The organism is Gemmatimonadota bacterium, from assembly GCA_009838645.1.
Taxonomy (GTDB): domain Bacteria; phylum JAAXHH01; class JAAXHH01; order JAAXHH01; family JAAXHH01; genus JAAXHH01.
Window position 1 is genome coordinate 100,444 of sequence record VXRC01000002.1, and the last position, 18,498, is coordinate 118,941.

17 protein-coding genes are annotated in these 18,498 nt (G+C 62.8%); 2 read left to right on the forward strand and 15 right to left on the reverse strand.

What is annotated here, in order from left to right:
- Positions 1 to 17 precede the first annotated feature (17 nt).
- From F4Y38_01205 to F4Y38_01275, 15 genes are all read right to left on the reverse strand, one after another.
- Complete coding sequence (locus F4Y38_01205; GenBank protein MXY47894.1) at positions 18 to 440, reverse strand: SufE family protein; 423 nt, start codon at positions 438 to 440, stop codon at positions 18 to 20.
- 24 nt (positions 441 to 464) lie between these two features.
- Positions 465 to 1,037 (reverse strand): HupE/UreJ family protein, encoded by a 573-nt coding sequence (locus F4Y38_01210; GenBank protein MXY47895.1) that lies wholly within the window; start codon positions 1,035 to 1,037, stop codon positions 465 to 467.
- A 67-nt stretch (positions 1,038 to 1,104) separates the two neighbouring features.
- Positions 1,105 to 1,545 carry a hypothetical protein gene (locus tag F4Y38_01215; protein ID MXY47896.1) on the reverse strand — a complete coding sequence of 147 codons (441 nt, stop codon included), beginning with the start codon at positions 1,543 to 1,545 and terminating at the stop codon, positions 1,105 to 1,107.
- Between the two features lie 145 nt (positions 1,546 to 1,690).
- Positions 1,691 to 3,097 carry a M28 family peptidase gene (locus F4Y38_01220; GenBank protein MXY47897.1) on the reverse strand — a complete coding sequence of 469 codons (1,407 nt, stop codon included), beginning with the start codon at positions 3,095 to 3,097 and terminating at the stop codon, positions 1,691 to 1,693.
- A 192-nt stretch (positions 3,098 to 3,289) separates the two neighbouring features.
- Complete coding sequence (locus F4Y38_01225; GenBank protein MXY47898.1) at positions 3,290 to 3,805, reverse strand: MogA/MoaB family molybdenum cofactor biosynthesis protein; 516 nt, start codon at positions 3,803 to 3,805, stop codon at positions 3,290 to 3,292.
- 11 nt (positions 3,806 to 3,816) lie between these two features.
- On the reverse strand, positions 3,817 to 4,056 hold the full coding sequence (gene rpmB, locus F4Y38_01230) for a 50S ribosomal protein L28 (GenBank protein MXY47899.1): 240 nt from the start codon (positions 4,054 to 4,056) through the stop codon (positions 3,817 to 3,819).
- 23 nt (positions 4,057 to 4,079) lie between these two features.
- Complete coding sequence (gene rpmG, locus F4Y38_01235) at positions 4,080 to 4,241, reverse strand: 50S ribosomal protein L33 (GenBank protein ID MXY47900.1); 162 nt, start codon at positions 4,239 to 4,241, stop codon at positions 4,080 to 4,082.
- Positions 4,242 to 4,406: 165 nt separating this feature from the next.
- Positions 4,407 to 4,766 (reverse strand): DUF2237 domain-containing protein, encoded by a 360-nt coding sequence (locus F4Y38_01240; GenBank protein MXY47901.1) that lies wholly within the window; start codon positions 4,764 to 4,766, stop codon positions 4,407 to 4,409.
- A 35-nt stretch (positions 4,767 to 4,801) separates the two neighbouring features.
- Positions 4,802 to 7,081 (reverse strand): carbohydrate binding family 9 domain-containing protein, encoded by a 2,280-nt coding sequence (locus F4Y38_01245; GenBank protein ID MXY47902.1) that lies wholly within the window; start codon positions 7,079 to 7,081, stop codon positions 4,802 to 4,804.
- Between the two features lie 4 nt (positions 7,082 to 7,085).
- Complete coding sequence (locus tag F4Y38_01250; GenBank protein MXY47903.1) at positions 7,086 to 9,503, reverse strand: TonB-dependent receptor; 2,418 nt, start codon at positions 9,501 to 9,503, stop codon at positions 7,086 to 7,088.
- Positions 9,504 to 9,516: 13 nt separating this feature from the next.
- Positions 9,517 to 10,143: a type 1 periplasmic binding fold superfamily protein gene (locus F4Y38_01255; protein MXY47904.1), complete on the reverse strand. Its 627-nt coding sequence runs from the start codon at positions 10,141 to 10,143 to the stop codon at positions 9,517 to 9,519.
- Positions 10,144 to 10,623: 480 nt separating this feature from the next.
- On the reverse strand, positions 10,624 to 10,893 hold the full coding sequence (locus tag F4Y38_01260; protein MXY47905.1) for a hypothetical protein: 270 nt from the start codon (positions 10,891 to 10,893) through the stop codon (positions 10,624 to 10,626).
- Between the two features lie 107 nt (positions 10,894 to 11,000).
- Entirely contained in the window at positions 11,001 to 13,349 is a 2,349-nt protein-coding gene (locus F4Y38_01265; protein MXY47906.1) for a TonB-dependent receptor, read from the reverse strand.
- A gap of 97 nt (positions 13,350 to 13,446) precedes the next feature.
- Complete coding sequence (locus F4Y38_01270) at positions 13,447 to 14,100, reverse strand: type 1 periplasmic binding fold superfamily protein (GenBank protein ID MXY47907.1); 654 nt, start codon at positions 14,098 to 14,100, stop codon at positions 13,447 to 13,449.
- A 318-nt stretch (positions 14,101 to 14,418) separates the two neighbouring features.
- Complete coding sequence (locus F4Y38_01275; GenBank protein MXY47908.1) at positions 14,419 to 14,688, reverse strand: hypothetical protein; 270 nt, start codon at positions 14,686 to 14,688, stop codon at positions 14,419 to 14,421.
- 242 nt (positions 14,689 to 14,930) lie between these two features.
- Here F4Y38_01275 and F4Y38_01280 point away from each other — a divergent pair, with 242 nt between their 5' ends.
- A complete protein-coding gene (locus F4Y38_01280; GenBank protein ID MXY47909.1) occupies positions 14,931 to 15,740 on the forward strand; it encodes an ABC transporter ATP-binding protein in 810 nt (269 codons plus the stop codon).
- On the forward strand, positions 15,737 to 18,496 hold the full coding sequence (locus F4Y38_01285) for an ABC transporter (GenBank protein ID MXY47910.1): 2,760 nt from the start codon (positions 15,737 to 15,739) through the stop codon (positions 18,494 to 18,496). Before F4Y38_01280 ends, F4Y38_01285 begins: the two co-directional genes overlap by 4 nt.
- The last annotated feature ends 2 nt before the right edge of the window (positions 18,497 to 18,498 follow it).

Here is an 18,498-nt window from a genome sequence, read left to right on the forward strand (position 1 = left end):
CGGGCGCGCGGGCGTCCCTAGTTGGCCAGCGCGCCGCCTGCGATCGAGCGGATCTTCTTGACCATGGACCGGAAGCCGTTGCTCCGGCTCGGACTGAGGTGGGACGCCAGGTCCAGCCGGCTGAAGATGCCTTCGATGTCGGCATCCAGGATCTGGCGGGGCGTCTTCCCTGAATAGACCATGAGCAGGATGGCCACAAGGCCGCGGACGATGTGGGCGTCACTGTCGGCGTCGAAGGTGATGGTCGGCGGCAGGGTCTCGGCCACGTGGGGTACGAGCCAGACCTGGCTCACGCAACCCTTGACCTTGTACGCATCGGTCTTGTAGGCATCGTCCAGAGGAGGAAGCTTCTTTCCCAGGTCGATGATCTCCTGGTACCGCTCTTCCCAGTCATCCAGGTATTCGAAGTCTTCCAGCACATCTTCTATGGTCGTGTCCATCGTCACGATCGTGCGTCCTCCACTTCAATTCGCCCCGATCAACAGCATGGCCGAAACGCCTGCGGCCGCACCCGATACGAAGAGGTTCCAATGCCGGTGCGGCGTTCCCAGGATCCGCAGGATCACGAAGGCCACGGCCACGAATATCGCCACGATCATCAACTGGCCCAGTTCCAGTCCTATGTTGAAGGACAGGAGCGGTACGACGATCGATTCTTCCATGCCGAGCAGCGCCCTCAGGTAGTTCGAGAACCCCAGGCCGTGGATCAGGCCGAAGAAGAGGGCCAGTCCGTAGCTCGTCTTCCTGCCGATTTTCCCCTCGAACGGCCTGTATACGTTCAACAGGCAGGTCGCCAGGATCGTCACGGGGATGAGCGTCTCGACCAGGTCCGTCGGGACCAGGATGAGGCGGAGCGTAGCCAGCGCCAGGGTGATCGAGTGCCCGACCGTGAAGGCCGTGACCAGCAAGAGCACCGAACGCCACCGGTTCAGTGGATAGGCGGCGCAGAGCGCGATGATGAAGACGATGTGGTCGTAGGCGTTCAGGTCCGAAATATGGTCGAAACCGAGTTGCAGATATACCTGGAATTCGGACATCTTCCGCCTGATATTCAGCCGGCGCCGAAGACGAAAACCCCGACCTCAACGCGGCCGATCCTCATCGTCATGCCCCGAAACGAACCGTCCCCGTGACGGTTTTCTTGCTCAGGTTGACGTATTTCTTCTCGCCGCCGATTTCGAACCGCATCACGTTGGCCTGCGTATCGAACATTTCGATCAGGATCCTGTTCTCGACCTCGATCGTCTCCACGCGGTCCACACTCGTAATCTGCACCAGGCAGGCCGTGGCGTCAAGGGCGTCCTCCATGCCGGCGTAGGTCAGCTGCCGGTCTACGCCGTTGACTCGAAAGGCCAGCCGGGAGGCCAGATACTCCGACACGTGCCGGTCGCGGTCGGCGTGGGCCTGGCCGGTCCAGAGCCTGAGCCGGGGGCCGCCTTTCGCCACGATGGCCTCTTCCAGGTCGTCCGTGAAGATCCGCACGGATATGTCGAGGCGCGCATCGTCGGCGTTCCACTTGACCCGCGCTATGCTCACGTAGAACACGTGGGCTGGTGCCGCGGCCGGACCCGGGACAGCGGCCGGACCCGGGACAACGGCCGGACCCGGCGGAACCTCGGCCGGAACCGGAACGGCCGCTGAAAGGAATAACAGGCAGAGAAGGACCCCGAGCGTCTTCATCGCCACCATCCTACTGGGCCATATCGTCCCTCAGGCCGTACTTGTCGATCAGGTAGATCAACGTGGCGATGGACGCGCCGCCCAGTTCCAGCTCCCGGCGGTTCACGGCTTCGAAAACGTCGGTGGGCGCGTGATGGTAGTCGAACGCCCTTTGCGAGTCGGGGTTGAACCCGATGGTCGGGGTACCCGTCTCCCTGCGGAGCGGACCGATATCGGCGCCGCCGCCGCCCATGTTGATGTAGGAGATCGTGTTCTGGGGAAACAGGGGCAGCCACGACCGGAAGCGTTCGATGACGTCATCGTCCGCGGACACGCCGAATCCCCGCGGACTGAAACCGCCCGCGTCGCTTTCGAGGGCGATCAGGTGATTCTCGCCCGTTTCCTTCGCCACCTCGGCGTACTTGAGACCGCCGCGAAGACCGTTTTCTTCGTTCATGAACAGGACGGCCCGGATGGTGTGGCGCGGCCGGATGCCCAGCTTCTGGAAGGTCCGCAGCACGCCGATGGAGTGGACCACGCCCGCGCCGTCGTCGTGGGCGCCCTCAGACACGTCCCACGAGTCTAGATGACCGCCCACCAGGATGATCTCGTCCGGCCGTTCGCTGCCCCGGATCTCGCCGATCACGTTGTGCGAAAGGGCGTCGGGGTGCCACCTGCTGTCCAGGCGCATGTAGAGCATGGCTTCGGGCTGCTCCTCGAGCGCCCGTTCCAGGCGGTCGGCGGACTGGTAGCCCAGGGCCGCCGCGGGGATGCGCTCCACATCTTCGAGGTAGCGCAACCCGCCGGTGTGAGGCGCGTCGCCGAAGTCCGAACCGGCCGACCGGATCACCACGCCCACGGCGCCGAACCTGGCCGCCTGGGACGGACCGGCGGTTCGCTGGTCCACCGCTCCGCCGTAGCCGGGACCCGTGGAGATCACCGTCTGGTCGAAGCGCCGGTTGTAGAAGACGATCTTCCCTTCAACGGCCTCGCGGCCGATTTCTTCCACTTCTTCCAGGGAGTGGACCACCACGACGGGCGCCGTGAGTCCCACAGGAGCGGTCGGCACCGATCCCCCGATGGCCAGGGCGTTCAGCTCGATCATGCCTTCGTTGACGTTGACGATCCGCACCTGCTCCGGTTCGCCCCGTTCCCAGTGGGGCACCATGACTTCCTGCAGGTAGACCCGGTCGAAGCCGTAGCCTTCCATCACCTCTTTTGCCCATGCCACGGCGCGTTCCGCGCCTTCCGAACCGCTGAGGCGCGGTCCGATGTTCTTGCTCAGGTCTTCCAGGAGGTGGTACATCTCTCCCGTAGTCAGCCGTTCGCTGAAGATCGCGGTGACCGTTTTCTCGTCATCGGTCTGCCCGCGTGCCTCGCGGGGAAAGGCCGTCGAAAGCGCCAGCGTAAGGGCCAGTGAAAAGGACAAAGTGAGCATTGGGATGCGGGTCCTGAAGCCACGCGGGCTGACGCAGCGCGCGGGACCCGGCAGTGATCCGGCAAAAGCGGACAGCATGAAGACCTCCGTGTTGATATGGAAAGGAACCGCCCCCACCCATGGCCGGGCGGCCTTGCTTGATTTAAATTGATTGATACGAACTGATTGATTCGAAGCGTTCAGTGCAGACGACTACCGCGTCAATTCCCAGCCGAGGTGGGCAATCTCCGGCGCGATCAGTTTCTCCCAGGCCAGTTCCACCGCGGCCGGGGAGCCGGGCGTGGAGATGACCACCGTGTTGCGGTACACGCCAGCGGTGGCGCGGGACAACATGGCCGCGGAACCGACCTGCTCGTAACTGAGCATGCGGAATAGCTCGCCGAAACCGGTCAGTGGCTTTTCCAATTTGCGGTTCAGCACGTCGAAGGTCCGGTCTCTCTTCGAGATGCCGGTGCCCCCGTTGAATATGACAATCTGGACGTCATCGCCGGTACTCGCCTCCAGAGCGGCTTCGACCTGGTCCGGTTCATCCTGGATCAGGTGATAGCCGGCGACCCGGTGGCCCGCTTCCTCGATGCGTGTCCGGAGGTAATTCCCGTTGACGTCCGTTTCCGGCGTGCGGGAATCGCTGACGGTTACCACGGCAACGGCCAGGGGTCCGAGCTCGGCCGCCTGGGACTTGTGGGATGAAGTGCTCTTGGACGACATGAGGCCGGATGCTACAGCACGTCCTGCAGCCGCAGTCCCTGCTTCTTCAGGAACGGCATCAGTCCAATCTTCGTGACCGTCCGCAAGGCGCTGACGGACATCTTGATGCGCACCGTGCGGCCGAGTTCGGGCACGTAGATACGCTTCAACTGGAGATTGGGATATTGACGCCGCTTGGTCTTGTTATGAGCGTGAGATATGTTGAAGCCGACCAGGGGCCCTTTTCCGGTCAACTTGCATTTTCTGGACATGAGGTCAGCCTCCAGGAACGACTTTACCGCGTTTCCCGGTACATGACGTGCCGCCGCAGCGTGGGATCGTACTTCTTGAGTTCGACGCGGGCGGTCGTATTACGCCGGTTCTTCTTCGTATAGTAGCAGTGCGCGCTTTCCGTGCTCTTGAGTTTCACCAGTTCACGGTTCTTGCTCTTGGCCATGCTGTACTCCTAAGGCGAGCCCATCTTTCAAATGCCGGTTCTACCAATCAGGCGTTCAAATTTAAGGGGCGCGTCCGCCGAAATCAAGGAAATAAAACAAAACCGGCCATGCTTTGGTCGTTCGTGATGGCTGGCGCGGTTCGTCCGTGATGGCTGGTTGCCTGTCTACGCCTCGTCCATGGCACAGGCTTGCAGCTCTTCCAGCGACACGAATTCCAGGGACATGGCGTGGGTGGCACTCAGCACCACCGGCGGGGCCACGCCCGCGTCGTAGGCTTCTTTCCACCGGTTCACGCAGACGCACCAGCGGTCGCCGGGTTTCAAGCCCTGGAAGCCGAAGGCGGGTACGGGCGTGCTGAGGTCGTTTCCCGCCGCCTTCGAAAAGACCAGGAACTCCTCGGTCATCACCGCGCACACGGTGTGGACGCCGGCGTCGCCGGATCCGGTGTTGCACGCGCCGTCGCGATAGAACCCGGTCAGGGGATCCATCGAACAGCCCGTGAGTGGTCCGCCGAGTACGTTCATGAGATGGTCGCGAGTCCTCCCGCCGGAAGGATTGATCAAAGGTCGAACAGGTAGGCCAGCTTGACGATCAGCGTACGATCCAGCGGGTCGCCGAGCAGGGCTTCTGTAGCGTCCCCGTTGTCGCGCCGCTCGTTGTACACCACGTAGACGTTGCTGCCCGGGCTGATGATGTAGTTGAACCGGAAATTCGACACGAACCGGTCCTGGTTCGTATCCCATTGGACCAGCGCGTTGAGGGATACGTCGGGCGAGAACGAATAGCTGGTCCGGACGCCGAACAGATGGGCCGTGATATCCCGCTCCGCGCTAACGGCGTCAGTGAGCGTCACGTCGTTGAGCTCGTACCGGGGTCCGATGGTGAATTTCGAACCGGCGCGCAGTCCGCCTTCGAGATTCAGCGAACGCCGGTTCCCGTTGATGTACTGGCCGAGGATGAGCTGGAAATCGCCGAATACGGGCTTGCTCAGGTTCGTCGTGTAGTGCATGCGCGTAGACGCGTCCGTGTAGTTCCCCACGGGGAGCTTGACGCCCAGAATCGGGCGCGTGTTTTCGCTGATCCGGCGGAAAGCGCGGTCCAAAGTGATGCCCGCCTGTTCGCCGCCAGTGAAGAACAGCTCCCAGTGGTAGTGCTCCCGCCGGGTCAGCTGCGTGCCGTCGTCGCCGAAGGTCGCCGAGAGTACGATATGGGGAAAGTACCGTCGGACGATGCTGTTCGTGGGTTCGGGCGTGAAGAACGCACGGGCCGAGACCTCGTGGAATCCGCCAAAATTCCGGGCCAGGCTCCGGCGGCTGAAGAAGCCCATGCCGGGATTGAAGAACTCGGACACGCCCATGTACAGGCCTTCGAATTGCCAGAGCGGACCGTTCCAGCGCGACCACAGCCGTCCCGCGAAGCCCGATTCGCTTTCCTCGCCTGCCTGGTAGGTGGTTCCGGCCAGGAACCCGCTGACGGCAAGCTTGGGACCGATGGCCAGGTTGAAGTCGCCGCCGGCCGCCCGGTTGTAGTCGCCGCCGCCGACCCGCTGGTTGGTGACGATGAATCCCACGTTGGATTTCTCGCCCACGTCCTGGCTGATCCGCGCCACGGCGTAGATGTTGTCCTCGAGCTTGGTCTCGCCGAACCGCTCGTCGCCCGTGCGCATGAGCAGCAGGCCCAGGTTCGTGCGTCCGGCCTTGCCCGTCAGGCGGCCGCCGCCGGTGATCGGCACCTGTCGCAGCGCGCCGGTATTATCGCGCGCCAGGCCGACGTTGCGGCTGTAGAACAGTTCCGTCTCCCGGGCCACGCCGAAGCGGAACAGTCCGCCGTTCTCCAGGAAGAAGGCGCGTTTTTCGGGGAAGAACAGGTTGAACTGTGTAAGGTTGACCTGCGCGTCGTCCACCTCCACCTGGGAGAAGTCCGTGTTGTAGGTCAGGTCGAGGGACAGGTTGTTGGTCAGGCCGTACTTCACGTCCACCCCGCCGTCGAAGTCCTCGTCCCGCGTCGATGGACCGGGATCGTAGGTCCACGTGGCCCCGCCCAGGGAGTACGGCGTAATCTGCAGGTAACGGTGGTCGTGCCGCGTGAGGTTCATGCCCGACAGTGTGCCGGCCACCGACACCTGGGCGATGTTGAAGGGGCGGATGACGGGCGCCCAGAAAGACTGCTCGTTGCGGCGGCGGATCTGGCGCTCCAGGTTGATCCCGAAATCTACGTCGTCCCCGGTCTCGAAGCGCAGCGTGCTCCAGGGAATGGCCATCTCGGCGTACCACCCCTCTTCGTTCCGGGAGGTATACACGTCCCACACGCCGTTCCAATCCGTCAGGACGTTGGTGTTGAAGCGGCCCTCGGACCGGCCCTCGTTGCGCACCTGGGCGTCATAGCGGGCACCGTCGGGATTGGTGGCGAATAGAATGCCGTTCTGCCGGTCCATGAACGTGTCCAGGATGATCTGGAAGTAGTCGTCATCCGCCAGGTCGCCGTCCCGCGCCATCTGGGTGGCGATGATCTGAGAGGGGTCCGAGTCGTAGGCCCAGACGCCGATGTACATCGTCTGCTCGTCGTAGAGGACCCGCACCTCGGTCCGCTCGGACGCCGGCTGGCCCTCGTCTGGGCGTTGCTGGGTGAAGCCGCTGGCGGCCAGGGCGTTCTGCCATACGCCTTCGTCCAGGACGCCGTCCATGTGCAACGCTTCCAGGATGCGCAGCGGGACGATCTCCCGCTCCTGCGCCGACGCGGGGCCGGCGGTCAGCATGGTCTGCATAGCCAGAAGGGCGGTCAGCAAGACCGCGAAGCAGAAGTGGGCCAATGTGTGCGGGGATGTACAAATACGGTACATCTTGCTATTCCTCCATGGGTTGCCCGAACGGCACGGACAGGCTGACTGTAATGTTCCGACCTGGATCGTCGGTAAAATAGCGGAACCGGCTCAGGTAGTCACGGTAACGCTTGTTGAACAGATTGTGCACGCCGAACTGCATGCGGACCGGTTGGTCGGCCACGGCCAGCTCCGCGTGCAGCATCACGTCGAAGAGGTTGTAGCCGGCTGGCGGGTCCGCAAAGTCGATGCCTTCGGGAAAATCCTCCTGCCGCAGGACGAAGCGGCCTTCGAAACCTATTCCGGCATCCAGCATACGCCCCGCGGTAGGCAGGCGGAATTCCAGGCCGGCGATCAACCGGGTGGGTGGCATCTGGTACAGGGGTTGGTTCTCCGATGTGTCTCGTCCACGAACGAGCGAAGCGGAAAGATACGTGCCCATGTATCGAGTCACGTCGTACTCCAGGTACCCGTCCAATCCCTGGATCACCGCGTCAGACTGGACATAGGTAAATTTGGGGAACGCGCCCCGAATTGTCAACACAAGTTCGCCCCCCGGCAGCAGCGAGATGAAGTTGCGGTAACTCGATCTGAAGAACCCCAGTTCGCCGCGGCCCCGGTCCCCCCGGTACCGCAGTGTGAGATCCGTGTTCAGACTCGATTCCGTGTCCAGTTCCCTGTCTCCGATCTCGAACTGTGCCGTGCCATGATGAACGCCATAGCTGTACAACTCGTTCACCCCGGGTGGACGCCAGGCCCTCCCGACGTTGGCGGCGACGGCCAGGGCCGGGGTCAACTCGCGGATCAGGCCGACAACTCCGGTCACGTTGCGGTAGGTGAAGATCCCTCCCTCGACAATCTCGGTGGCGCGCCGGCCTTCGTTCGAGTAGACCTCCGCCCAGCGGTAGTCGTACCGCAGGCCTGTTTCTACCGTGGTCTTGCCTTTCGTCCAGGATTCCAGGGCGAACACGCCGGAACTGTAGGCCTGGAAGTCGGGAATGAGGAACCCCGTGCTGAACCGCTCGTTTCGCTGGCGCATGCCGCTGACGCCGATCTTTCCGTACCAGTTACCGAAGTTCCGGTGGTGGAAGATCACTTCGCCGCTGTGGGTCTGCAATCCCAAGTCGAACCCGGGCCTGGTCGGCGCGGCGCCGCTCCGGGTGGCGTCCCACTCCTCGCGCCGGTTGTACTGCTGTCCGTACCGCAGTTCGAGATTGCCCACCCCCTCGAATCGTACCAGCGACCGAACGGACAGAAGATCGTGGTCCACCCGCTGTCGCGGATTGCCGATTTCGTAGGTGAATTCGCCCGTGAACAATGGGTCGCCCCGCTCGATGGCCCGTTTCAGGTCCGTGGTGTTGCCGATGTGCGCGCCCTTGTAAATCCCCAGCCAGGTTCCGAAATGACTGAAATAAGCCTCCGTGTCCACGCGGTCCGTCGTATAACCGAGTGCCACGGAGTAGTTTCGTTCGTCGAATCCGGAATTCCGTATGACGTGCTTCGGCGCCCGGGCGTCGCCCGCCCGGCGAAGACTCCCCTGCACCCGCCACTTGAGTCCTGGCAGGCGGTGGAGCGCTCCCTGCAGGAGGAGGGAAGCCGCCCCCTGCTTGTTGTTGGAAAAGAGATTGGTGTTGAACCGGCCGCCCACCCCAGGATCTACGGGCAGCTCCGGCGGTTCGATACGGATTACGCCCCCGATGGCACCAGCGCCGTACTGCACGCCGGCGGCACCCTTGAGTACCTCGATGCGGGCAGGAGCAAAGGGATCAATCTCCGGTGCGTGGTCCCCGCCCCACTGCTGCCCCTCCTGGGTAACACCGGCGTTGAGTACCAGCACCCGGGCGCTGTGCACTCCGCGCACCACGGGTTTTGAAATGGCCGGGCCCGTGGTCAGCGTGGATACGCCCGGCAGAGACTCCAGTGTCTCGCCCAGGGTCTGGCCCCGGCGTTCCTCCAGGGCGGACGGGGGCAGGACGAGGACGGACTGGCTGGAGCCGGAGAGTTCACCCGCCAGGTCCCGGTCGCCCGTGACGGTGACCTCATCACCCATCAGGATCTCCGGCTCCATGCTGACTTCGAGCACGGGAGACCTGTTTTCGGTAACGTGTATCTCGCTTTGGACCGTCCGGTAGCCGATAATCCGGAATTCGATCGTGTGGCGGCCCTGTGGTACGTTTTGGAGACGGAATACGCCTTCTTCGTCCGTAAATGTACCGATTTCGAGCGCGGGCAAAACTACGGTCACCGCCGGCAACGGTTCGCCGCGCTCGCTGAGCACCTTGCCGCTCACCGTGGCGGTCCGTGCCGCTGCCGGAAGCACGTGGCAGGACACGGCGATCGCCAGGATGACACACAGTATATTCGTTGCTTTCATCAGGAAATACTCCAGGCTCGCATTGACGGGGAACGGACCGCGGCCGTGTCCGGGCTGCGATTTGGACACGGCCGTATCCGTCCTATGACCGCACTTCCACTTCAAAGGTCACTTCGATATCCGTCTCGTCACTCGGCGTCACGCCGTCCTTGGGACTGGCATCGTAATGACTCTGAGAGACCCGGAACTGACCGTTCCGCGCGTTAGACGGGACCGTAAGCGTAAACTTGAGTCCGACGGGATGATCAGCACCCGTGTTCGTCACGTAGTCGGATTCCTTGTCCGCGTAGGCGATGGTGGCCGGTGCAAATCCCCCGAGGGTTTCAAAGAACAGCTGGTGGACTTCGGCTTCCTCCCTGATCTCTTCGGTGATATCCTCCGGCGGGCTTTCCAGCTCGTTCAACTCCTGTATCATGCCGTCGTAAACTGTACCCGCGTCCACGACGATTCTGTCCACGACCGGTGCGTTGCCGCCTTCACCGTCGAGGTCCTGGAACTGCACGGTAAGCGGAGATCCGCCGCCCTGGGGCGTAAGCGTGATCTTGAGCGTCGTGATGAGCTCTACTTCACCCGGTCCGTGGCCGTGATCGTCGTCGTGATCGTCGTGGTCGTCGTCATGTGCGTCCGGCTCGTCCGGACCCATTGGATTGGAGTCATTGTCGTCTGCGCAGGAAAACGTCAGCGCGGCAGCCAACATCGCGGCGGTCATGACGGACAGTAAGTTCCATCGGAATTTCAACATTTTCGGCTTCTCTTCCTTTGCTGAGTTGCGTCAAGTACGTGAGCTGCTTCTTCGATCGTAAACTGAACCTTCAATGCCTGGAACTCGGCATCTCGATGTCCCAATCTCTCGACTTTGATAAAAGACCCCTACGGCCATCGTGCGCGTGCATCGACCCGGCTGATCCCGGAGCTGCCCGCACGGCGAAGCGCGTGAGCGGGTTCCGCGATCGGCGGATCTGCGCCGGTCCGAATTACCCGCACCGAGACTGCAGGTTCCGTTACGGATATCGGTGCTGACCGATGCGGGTGAACGGCCCGAACGGCCCGAACGGTCTGAACGGACCGACTGGTCTGAACGATCTGGAAGACCTGGAGGTCTGGATTTACAAGCCAGGGATGTCCGGCACAGTTCACGGTCCACGCCTGATGGATTCAGGCGTTCGTCCGGAGCATCCGGGCTGGCAGGTCAGGGAAGGGGCGGTGCGCGGTTTCTGTGCTGCTTAACCTGAATTCGAGGGTGTCCGGGCTGCGATACACCGGCCGCAAAGCCGACGATATCGTAGTCCGGGAGGGTAGGAGATGCATGCTCAAGCACCGCGGTGAACGCGGCGGCGCCAAGGCAGAACTGGCAGTGTTCCACATGCCCGGCTTCGGTCTCCGGCTCATCGCAGTCGTGCGGGGGATGCGCGAAATACACGGCAAACGCGACGGCGAAGGATAGCGTGAGGAGTTTCATGGGAGACCCGTCACCAGGTGGCTTGATCTATCAAAGAAATGGAACTGTTTCAACGAAATAGCAGTCGCGCGAATTAAAACGGTGAGCGCTGGCTTGTCAATCGGTTTCTATTCTGACATGGCCTGTCCGAAGGGTATGGACATGCCGAAAGTGACGTTGCGGCCCGGATTGTCGATGTAGTACCTGAAACGGCTCAGGTAGTCCCGGTACCGCTGGTTGAACAGGTTGCGAACGCCGAATTGCACGCGCACGGGCTGGTCGGCCACGGCTATTTCAGCGTGCAGGTCCAGGTCGAAGAGCTCGTAGCCGGCCGGCGGGTCCGCATAGTCGATGCCTTCGGGAAAGTTGTCCTGCCTCAAGACGAAACGGCCTTCGAAACCAATGCCGGCGTCGAGGAGCCGCCCGCCGGTGGGCAGGTGGAAACTCAAGCCGGCGATGAACCGGGTGGCCGGCATCTGGTACAGGGGCTGGCGTTCCGCCGTGTTCCGCCCACGAACGAACGAGGCGGACAGATGGGTGTCGATGTGCGGTGTCAGTTCGTACTCCAGGTACCCGTCGAATCCCTGGATCACCGCGTCGGACTGGACGTAGGTGAATTTGGGAAATGCGCCCCTTATGGTTAAGACGAGATCGTCCGCCGGCAACAGCGAGATGTAGTTGCTGTATTGGGAACGGAAAAGCCCCAGCTCGCCACGGCCCCGGTCCCCCTGGTACCGCAAGGTCAGGTCCGTGTTCAGGCTCGATTCCGTGCCCAGTTCCTTGTCCCCGATCTCGAACTGCGCCGTGCCGTGGTGGACGCCGTGGCTGTACAGTTCGTTCACCCCTGGAGGCCGCCAGGCCCGGCCGACGTTGGCGGCGATGGCCACATCCGGTGTCAACTCGTAGATCAGGCCGAGCACACCGGTCATGTTGCTGTAGGTGAAAACGCCGCCATCCACGATCTCGGTGGCGCGGCGACCCGTGTTCGAGTAGATCTCCATCCACCGGTAGTCGTAACGCAGTCCGGTCTCCACCGTCGTTTTTCCCTTCGTCCAGGACTCCAGGGCGAACACGCCGGCACTGTAGGCCAGAAAGTCGGGAATCAGGAAACCGGTACTGAAGCGCTTGTTCTCCTGGCGCATGCCGCTGACGCCGACTTTTCCGTACCAGTTTCCGAAGTTGCGGTGCTGGAAGATCGCGTCGCCGCTGTGGGTCTGCAGCCCCTGGGAGAAGCCGGGTCTGGCCACCCCGCCGCTCCTGGCGTGGGAGTCCCATTCCTCCCGCCGGTTGTATTGTTGTCCGTACCGGAGTTCGAGATTGCCCTTCCCTTCAAAACGTACAAGGGATCGAACGGAAAGGAGATCGTGGTCCACCCGCTGGCGCGGATTATCGATTTCGTAGGTGAAGGTGCCCACGATGGTCGGCTCGCCGCGCTCGATGGACCTTCGCAGGTCCGTGGTGTTGCCGATGTGGGCCCCTTTGAAGATCCCGATCCAGGTACCGAAATGGCTGAAGTAGGCTTCGGTGTCCACGCGGTCCGATGTATAGCCCAGCGCCATCGAATAGTCCCGCTCGTCGAACCCGGAATTCCGTATGACGTGGACCGGCGCGTGGGCGTCGCCCGCCCGGCGCAGGCTGCCCTGGACCCGCCACTTGAGTCCCCCCAGCTGCCGCAGGGCGCCCTGAAGGAGCAATGAACCCGCGCCTTGCCGGTTGTTGGAGAAAAGATTCGTGTTGATCCGGCCGCCCATGCCCGGCCTCGTGGGCAGTTCCGGCGGTTCGATGCGGATGACGCCGCCGATGGCGCCGGCGCCGTATTGCACGCCGGCGGCGCCCTTGAGCACCTCGATGCGGGCCGGGGAAAAGGGATCGATCTCCGGGGCGTGGTCTCCGCCCCACTGCTGTCCTTCCTGGGTGATGCCGGCGTTGAGCACCAGCACGCGGGCACTGTGGACGCCTCGCAGCACAGGTTTCGATACGGCCGGCCCCGTAGTCAGGGAGGTTACGCCTGGCAGGGATTCCAGTGTCTCGCCCACCGTCTGTCCCCGCCGCTCTTCCAGGTCGGAGAGGGGGAGGACGAGGACGGACTGGCTGGACCCGGTGAGTTCGCCCGCCAGGTCCCGGTCGCCGGTGACGGTGACCTCCCCGCCGAGCAGCGCCTCAGGCTGCATGCTGACTTCAAGCACCTTCGGCTCGGTTTCGGAGACGACCACCTCGCTTCGGATCGTTCGGTAACCGACGAACCGGAACTCGATCGTGTGCCTGCCCTCCGGCACGTTCTCCAAGCGAAACCGGCCTTCCTGGTCGGAGAACGCTCCGATCTCGAGATCGGGCAGGATTACGGTCACCGCCGGCAGTGGCTCTCCAGTCTCGTTCAGCACCTTGCCGCTCACCGTGGCGGCATGCGCTTCGACCGGAAGGACCAGGCAGGACACGGCTATCGCCAGGATGACGCTCAGGGTTTTCATTACATTCATGGGAAACCCTCAGGCGCGCGATTCCGCGAACAGATCACTCTGCAAGCAACTCACACTGCATTAAGACTACTTAACGTGTTAAATGCTACCAGACGTATTAACGCACGAGGACTTCGAAGGTCACGTCGATGTCGGTCTCGTCGCTCCGGTTTACGCCGTCCTTGGGTGATTCATCGTAGTGACTCAGAATGATTTGGAACTGGCCGTTCTGCGCATTGTCCGGCACAGAAAGGGTGAACGCGAGTCCAACGGGATGATCCGCTCCCGAATTCGACACGTAGTCGGATTCCTTGTCCGCATATTCCACGGTGGCCGCTGAGAATCCCCCGAGGGTTTTAAAGAAGAACTGGTGGGCCTCTGCTTCCTCCTCCACCTCCTCGGTGATGTTCTCCGGCGGAGTTTCGGTCTCGTTCAATACCTGGACCATACCGTTGTAATCCGTTCCGGCGGTTACGGCCAGCACGTCCACGACCGGCGCGTTGCCGCCTTCGCCGTCGAGGTCACGGAACCGCACGATGATCGGCGATCCTCCGCCACTGGGCGTAATGGTGAGCGCGAGCGTCGTGATGAGTTCTTCTTCGCCCGGTCCGTGGTCGTGGTCGTCGTCATGGTCGTCTTCCTCATGTTCTTCCGGATCGGCGGGACCGGTCGGACTGGCGTCGTCATCATCGGCGCAGCCGAAGGTCAACGCTGCGGAGACGAATACCGCGGCGGTCAGTATGGATAGTACGTTCCAGTGATGCCTGAACATATCGAGCTTCTCCTCAATGTGTTGCGTAGCGTGGGTTGAATGGATGCTGCTGTCTGAATCAAACGGCTATTGCGATTATGCACTTGCCAACGGTCTCGATCCGGGCCGGCGTCAGGACCGGTGCGACCATGATCGGTGCTACCTCGACCATGATCAGTGCTACCTCGACCGGGATCAGCGCGGCCAGCGTCGGGACCGTCTTCAAATCCTATGCCGAGCCGGTGAACGGCCTGGACGAAATGAATCGGTAAAGTTTGTTATGGTCGCGGACCGTGCCGAGTGGATTTGGCGATCGGCCGGAGCCTGCGGAGTGTCAGGTCAGGGAAGGGGCGGTGCGCGGTTGAGGTGCTGCGCGTTTCGTGTCTGGGGGTACCCGGTTTCAGGCGCGCCGGCCACGAAGCCGACCATCGCGTGGTCCGGGGGCGAATCAGGCGAATCTTCTAGCACCGCGGAGGATGCGGCACCTAAAAGACACCCCTGGCAGTGGTCGGCATTCGCGGCGTCCGATTCCAGTCCATGACAGTGATGCGGCGGACTGGTGAAAAGAAAGGCGAATACCAGGACGAAGGAGAGCGTAAGCAGTTTCATGCCGGACTCGTCACGCGGAAAACGGACCCATCCAATATGGTGCAACTTTCGGGATTTTTAGCTTGTTTCAGTCACGTAATATTGCGCCAATTCAGCCGATTTGTCAAGTGATTTCGCGCCTTCGCACAATACGGACTTGACACGGACAGGGCCCCTTGTTATTATCCGACGCCGCGAAAAAAGCAACGCGAAAAATGCGCGGACATCTGCTTTTAAGCGCAAGAAAAGGAGCGAGAACAGGGGTGTCCGGGAAAACCATGATTGAAGCGAAGGGCCTATGCAAGTACTACGGTTCCTTCGTCGCCGTGCAAGACATCTCCTTTACCATACCCGAGGGCCAGATCGTGGCCTTCCTCGGACCGAACGGCGCGGGCAAGTCCACGACGATGAAGATCCTCAGCGGCTACCTGGGCGCCAGCGCGGGCACCGCGGCCATCGCCGGACTCGACGTGAGACGGGACCGCCTCTCCATGTCGAGGCGTCTTGGATACCTCCCGGAGAACGGTCCGCTGTACCAGAACATGACACCGCTGGAACTCCTGCGGTTCTTCGGCGAAGCCCGTGGTCTCGATCGACTCCGGCTGTCCGAGCGCCTGGATTACGTCATCGACCGGTGCAGCCTCCACGAAGCGCTCGAAAAGCCCATCGACAAGCTTTCCCGGGGCAACAAGCAGCGGGTCGGTCTGGCGCAGGCCTTGCTCCACGACCCCGATGTGCTCATCATGGACGAACCGACCGCCGGGCTCGATCCAAACCAGATCCGGGACTTCCGCCAGGATATCCGGTTGCTCGGGCAGACCAGGACCATCCTGCTTTCCACCCACATCCTGCAGGAAGTGGACCTCATCGCCGACCGCGTTCTCCTGATCAACGAGGGCAGGATAGTCTTCGATGGCCCGCCTGACGATCTGCGTCGTGGCGGATCGCTCGAAGCGTCTTTCCACGCCCTTACCGGACACGACGGGGAGGCGGACGCCAGAGGCCAGGCGGACGCCAATGACGAGACCGGCGCGCAAAACGAGACTGACGCGACCGGGGAGGAGGACGAATGAACCTCGGCCCGGCAAGCCGGCTCAACGTCCAGCTGGTGGCGGCCATCGTCCGCAGGGACCTGCGCCTGGCCTTCAGCAATCCCACGGGATACGTCTTCGTAACGCTGTTCATCTTCCTCAGCGCGGCCGCCGCGTTCTGGCAGGTCCCGTTCTTCCTGAACAACCTGGCGAACCTCGACCAGCTGAACGCCGTGTTCCCCTACCTGCTGCTCTTCTTCATCCCGGCGCTGACCATGGGCGTCTGGGCCGAGGAAACCCGGCAGGGAACGGATGAACTGCTGCTTACGCTCCCGGCGACGGACCTGGAAATCGTCCTGGGCAAATACCTCTCGGTGGTGGGCGTCTATACGGCCTCGCTCGTGCTGTCCCTGACCCACGTGCTGGTCCTGATGTTTCTCGGCAGTCCCGACCTCGGGCTCATGGCCGGAAATTACCTCGGATACTGGCTCGCCGGCGCCGCCCTCATCTCCGTCGGCATGCTGGCGTCCCTGCTGACCTCGCACGTCACCATCGCCTTCATCCTCGGCGCGCTGTTCTGCGCCGCCTTCGTACTCATCGGACCCATCGCCGGCGGAATCAGCGACGGACTGCGGAGCCTGCTGTCGCCCCTGGGGTTATTTACCGCCTTCGACGACTTCGCGCGCGGCGTCGTCAGTTTCTCCGGACTGGTCCACTTCGTCTCCGTCGCCGGTCTGATGCTGTATCTCAACGTGGTGCTGATCGGTCGGCGCCACTGGCCCGTGCAGGCCGGCGGATACCGGATGGGGATCCACCACGGCGCGAGGGCGGCGGCCCTCGTGGCGGTGGTAATCGGACTGAACGTCATCCTGGGCCGGGCGGGTGTCCGCCTGGACGTAACCGCCGAAGGACTCCATTCGCTTTCCGACGAGACCGTGCAGATGCTGTCTGAGCTGGATCCGGAGCGTCCCGTGTTCATCCAGGCCTTCGTAAGTCCGGAGGTGCCGGAGTCCTACATACAGACCCGATCGAGCCTGATCGACGTGCTCAAGGAGCTGGACGCCGTGGGCGGCAGCCGGGTCCAGGTACGGATCCAGGCCACGGAGATGTACTCTCCCGAGGCCCGGGAGGCCCGTGACCGGTTCGGAATCACCCCCCGCGAGCTGCCGGACCTGCGCAGCGCCCGGTCGGGGTTCACGAACGTCTTCGCCGGGATCGCCGTCACCTGCGGCCCGGAGGAACAGGTGATCGGGTTCCTGGACACCGGACTCCCCGTCGAGTACGAACTGGTGCGCAGCCTGCGCGTGGCCGCCCGGGCGGACCGTGCGAAACTCGGCATCCTCGCCACGGAAGTGCGGCTCTTCGGGGGATTCGATTTCAACACCATGCAAAGCCGACAGCCCTGGGCCATGACCGAAGAGCTGCGCAAGCAGTACGACGTGGTGCAGGTCCAGCCCCAGGAGGACTATCCCGACGACCTGGACGTGCTTCTGGCCGCCCTGCCCAACACCCTGACCCAGCCTGAAATGGACCGGCTGACGGAATACATCGCATCGGGGAACCCCACGTTGCTCCTGACGGACCCGCTGCCCTCCTTCAACCTGGCCCTTTCCCCTTCCGAGCAGAAGGGCGCAAGCGCCAATCCCTTCGCCGGCAACCAGCAGCCCGCTCCCGTGCCGAAGGGCGATATCCAGGGCCTGCTGCGCGGGTTCGGCGTGGAATGGACCCCCGGCCTGATCGTATGGGACCAGTATAACCCCCATCCCGGCATGGCCCACCTCCCGCCGGAAGTGGTCTTCGCGTCCCCGGGCAATGAGAATCCGGACACCTTCAACCAGGAAGCCGTCAGCACCGCTTCGCTGCAGGAACTCGTCTTCATCTTCCCGGGCCGGCTGCAGCATACCGGTTCGGCGGACTTTACGTTTACGCCCCTGGTGCAAAGCGGTATCATGTCGGGGCTGACCGCCTATTCCCAGCTCGTTCAGCGCAACTTCTTCGGCGGTTCGCAACTGGTGCTCACCAATATCCCGCGGCGCGCAACCCAGAACGCCTACACGGTGGCGGCCCACGTCACGGGCAACGCGGACGGCACGGCAGGTGAGCGCGGTGATGAGCGCGCGGCCGGAGAAGGCACGGCCGGGGAAGGCGTGGCCGGGGACGACGCGACCGGAACCGGAGTACATACGCCGGTCAACCTGGCCGTCGTGGCCGACGTGGATTTCGCTTCGCAGCAGTTCTTCGATATCCGCCGCATGGGCGCCGCCGGGCTGAGCTTCGACAACGTCACCTTCTTCCTCAACCTCATGGACGTTCTGGTCGGTGACGAGTCCTTCATCGCCCTGCGCAGCAAGCGGGTGCGATACCGCACGCTCGAGACCGTCGAAAGGCAGACCATGGCCTACACGGAGCAGCGGGTCAGGGACGAGGACGCCGCCGAGGAGGAGGCGCAGGCGGCGTTGGACCAGGCCCGCCGCCGGCTCACGGCCCGCGTGGACGAGGTCCGCCAGCGGACCGACCTGGACGAACAGACCCGGCGGATCATGGTACGCAACCTGGAGGAAGTGGAGAACCGGCGGTTCGAGACGCTGCAGACCAATATCGAGGCTGATAAGGAAGCCCGAATTCAGGAAAGCAAGGAGATGATGGAAAGCCAGATCCGTCTGATCCAGAACACCATCAAGAACCTGGCCGCCCTGCTTCCGCCCGTGCCGGTCTTTCTGCTGGGCGTATTCATCTTCCTCCGGCGCAGGCGTCGCGAGAACGAAGCGGCCGCCGCCGCGCGGCGGCTGAGGAGTTGACC

What these genes read in the sequence shown, in the direction of transcription:
- F4Y38_01205 (MXY47894.1), bottom strand. Translation starts at nt 440, where the DNA reads ATGGACACGACCATAGAAGATGTGCTGGAAGACTTCGAATACCTGGAT.
- F4Y38_01210 (MXY47895.1), bottom strand. Translation starts at nt 1,037, where the DNA reads ATGTCCGAATTCCAGGTATATCTGCAACTCGGTTTCGACCATATTTCG.
- F4Y38_01220 (MXY47897.1), bottom strand. Translation starts at nt 3,097, where the DNA reads ATGCTCACTTTGTCCTTTTCACTGGCCCTTACGCTGGCGCTTTCGACG.
- F4Y38_01225 (MXY47898.1), bottom strand. Translation starts at nt 3,805, where the DNA reads ATGTCGTCCAAGAGCACTTCATCCCACAAGTCCCAGGCGGCCGAGCTC.
- rpmB (MXY47899.1), bottom strand. Translation starts at nt 4,056, where the DNA reads ATGTCCAGAAAATGCAAGTTGACCGGAAAAGGGCCCCTGGTCGGCTTC.
- rpmG (MXY47900.1), bottom strand. Translation starts at nt 4,241, where the DNA reads ATGGCCAAGAGCAAGAACCGTGAACTGGTGAAACTCAAGAGCACGGAA.
- F4Y38_01240 (MXY47901.1), bottom strand. Translation starts at nt 4,766, where the DNA reads ATGAACGTACTCGGCGGACCACTCACGGGCTGTTCGATGGATCCCCTG.
- F4Y38_01245 (MXY47902.1), bottom strand. Translation starts at nt 7,081, where the DNA reads ATGTACCGTATTTGTACATCCCCGCACACATTGGCCCACTTCTGCTTC.
- F4Y38_01255 (MXY47904.1), bottom strand. Translation starts at nt 10,143, where the DNA reads ATGACCGCCGCGATGTTGGCTGCCGCGCTGACGTTTTCCTGCGCAGAC.
- F4Y38_01260 (MXY47905.1), bottom strand. Translation starts at nt 10,893, where the DNA reads ATGAAACTCCTCACGCTATCCTTCGCCGTCGCGTTTGCCGTGTATTTC.
- F4Y38_01265 (MXY47906.1), bottom strand. Translation starts at nt 13,349, where the DNA reads ATGAATGTAATGAAAACCCTGAGCGTCATCCTGGCGATAGCCGTGTCC.
- F4Y38_01270 (MXY47907.1), bottom strand. Translation starts at nt 14,100, where the DNA reads ATGTTCAGGCATCACTGGAACGTACTATCCATACTGACCGCCGCGGTA.
- F4Y38_01275 (MXY47908.1), bottom strand. Translation starts at nt 14,688, where the DNA reads ATGAAACTGCTTACGCTCTCCTTCGTCCTGGTATTCGCCTTTCTTTTC.
- F4Y38_01285 (MXY47910.1), top strand. Translation starts at nt 15,737, where the DNA reads ATGAACCTCGGCCCGGCAAGCCGGCTCAACGTCCAGCTGGTGGCGGCC.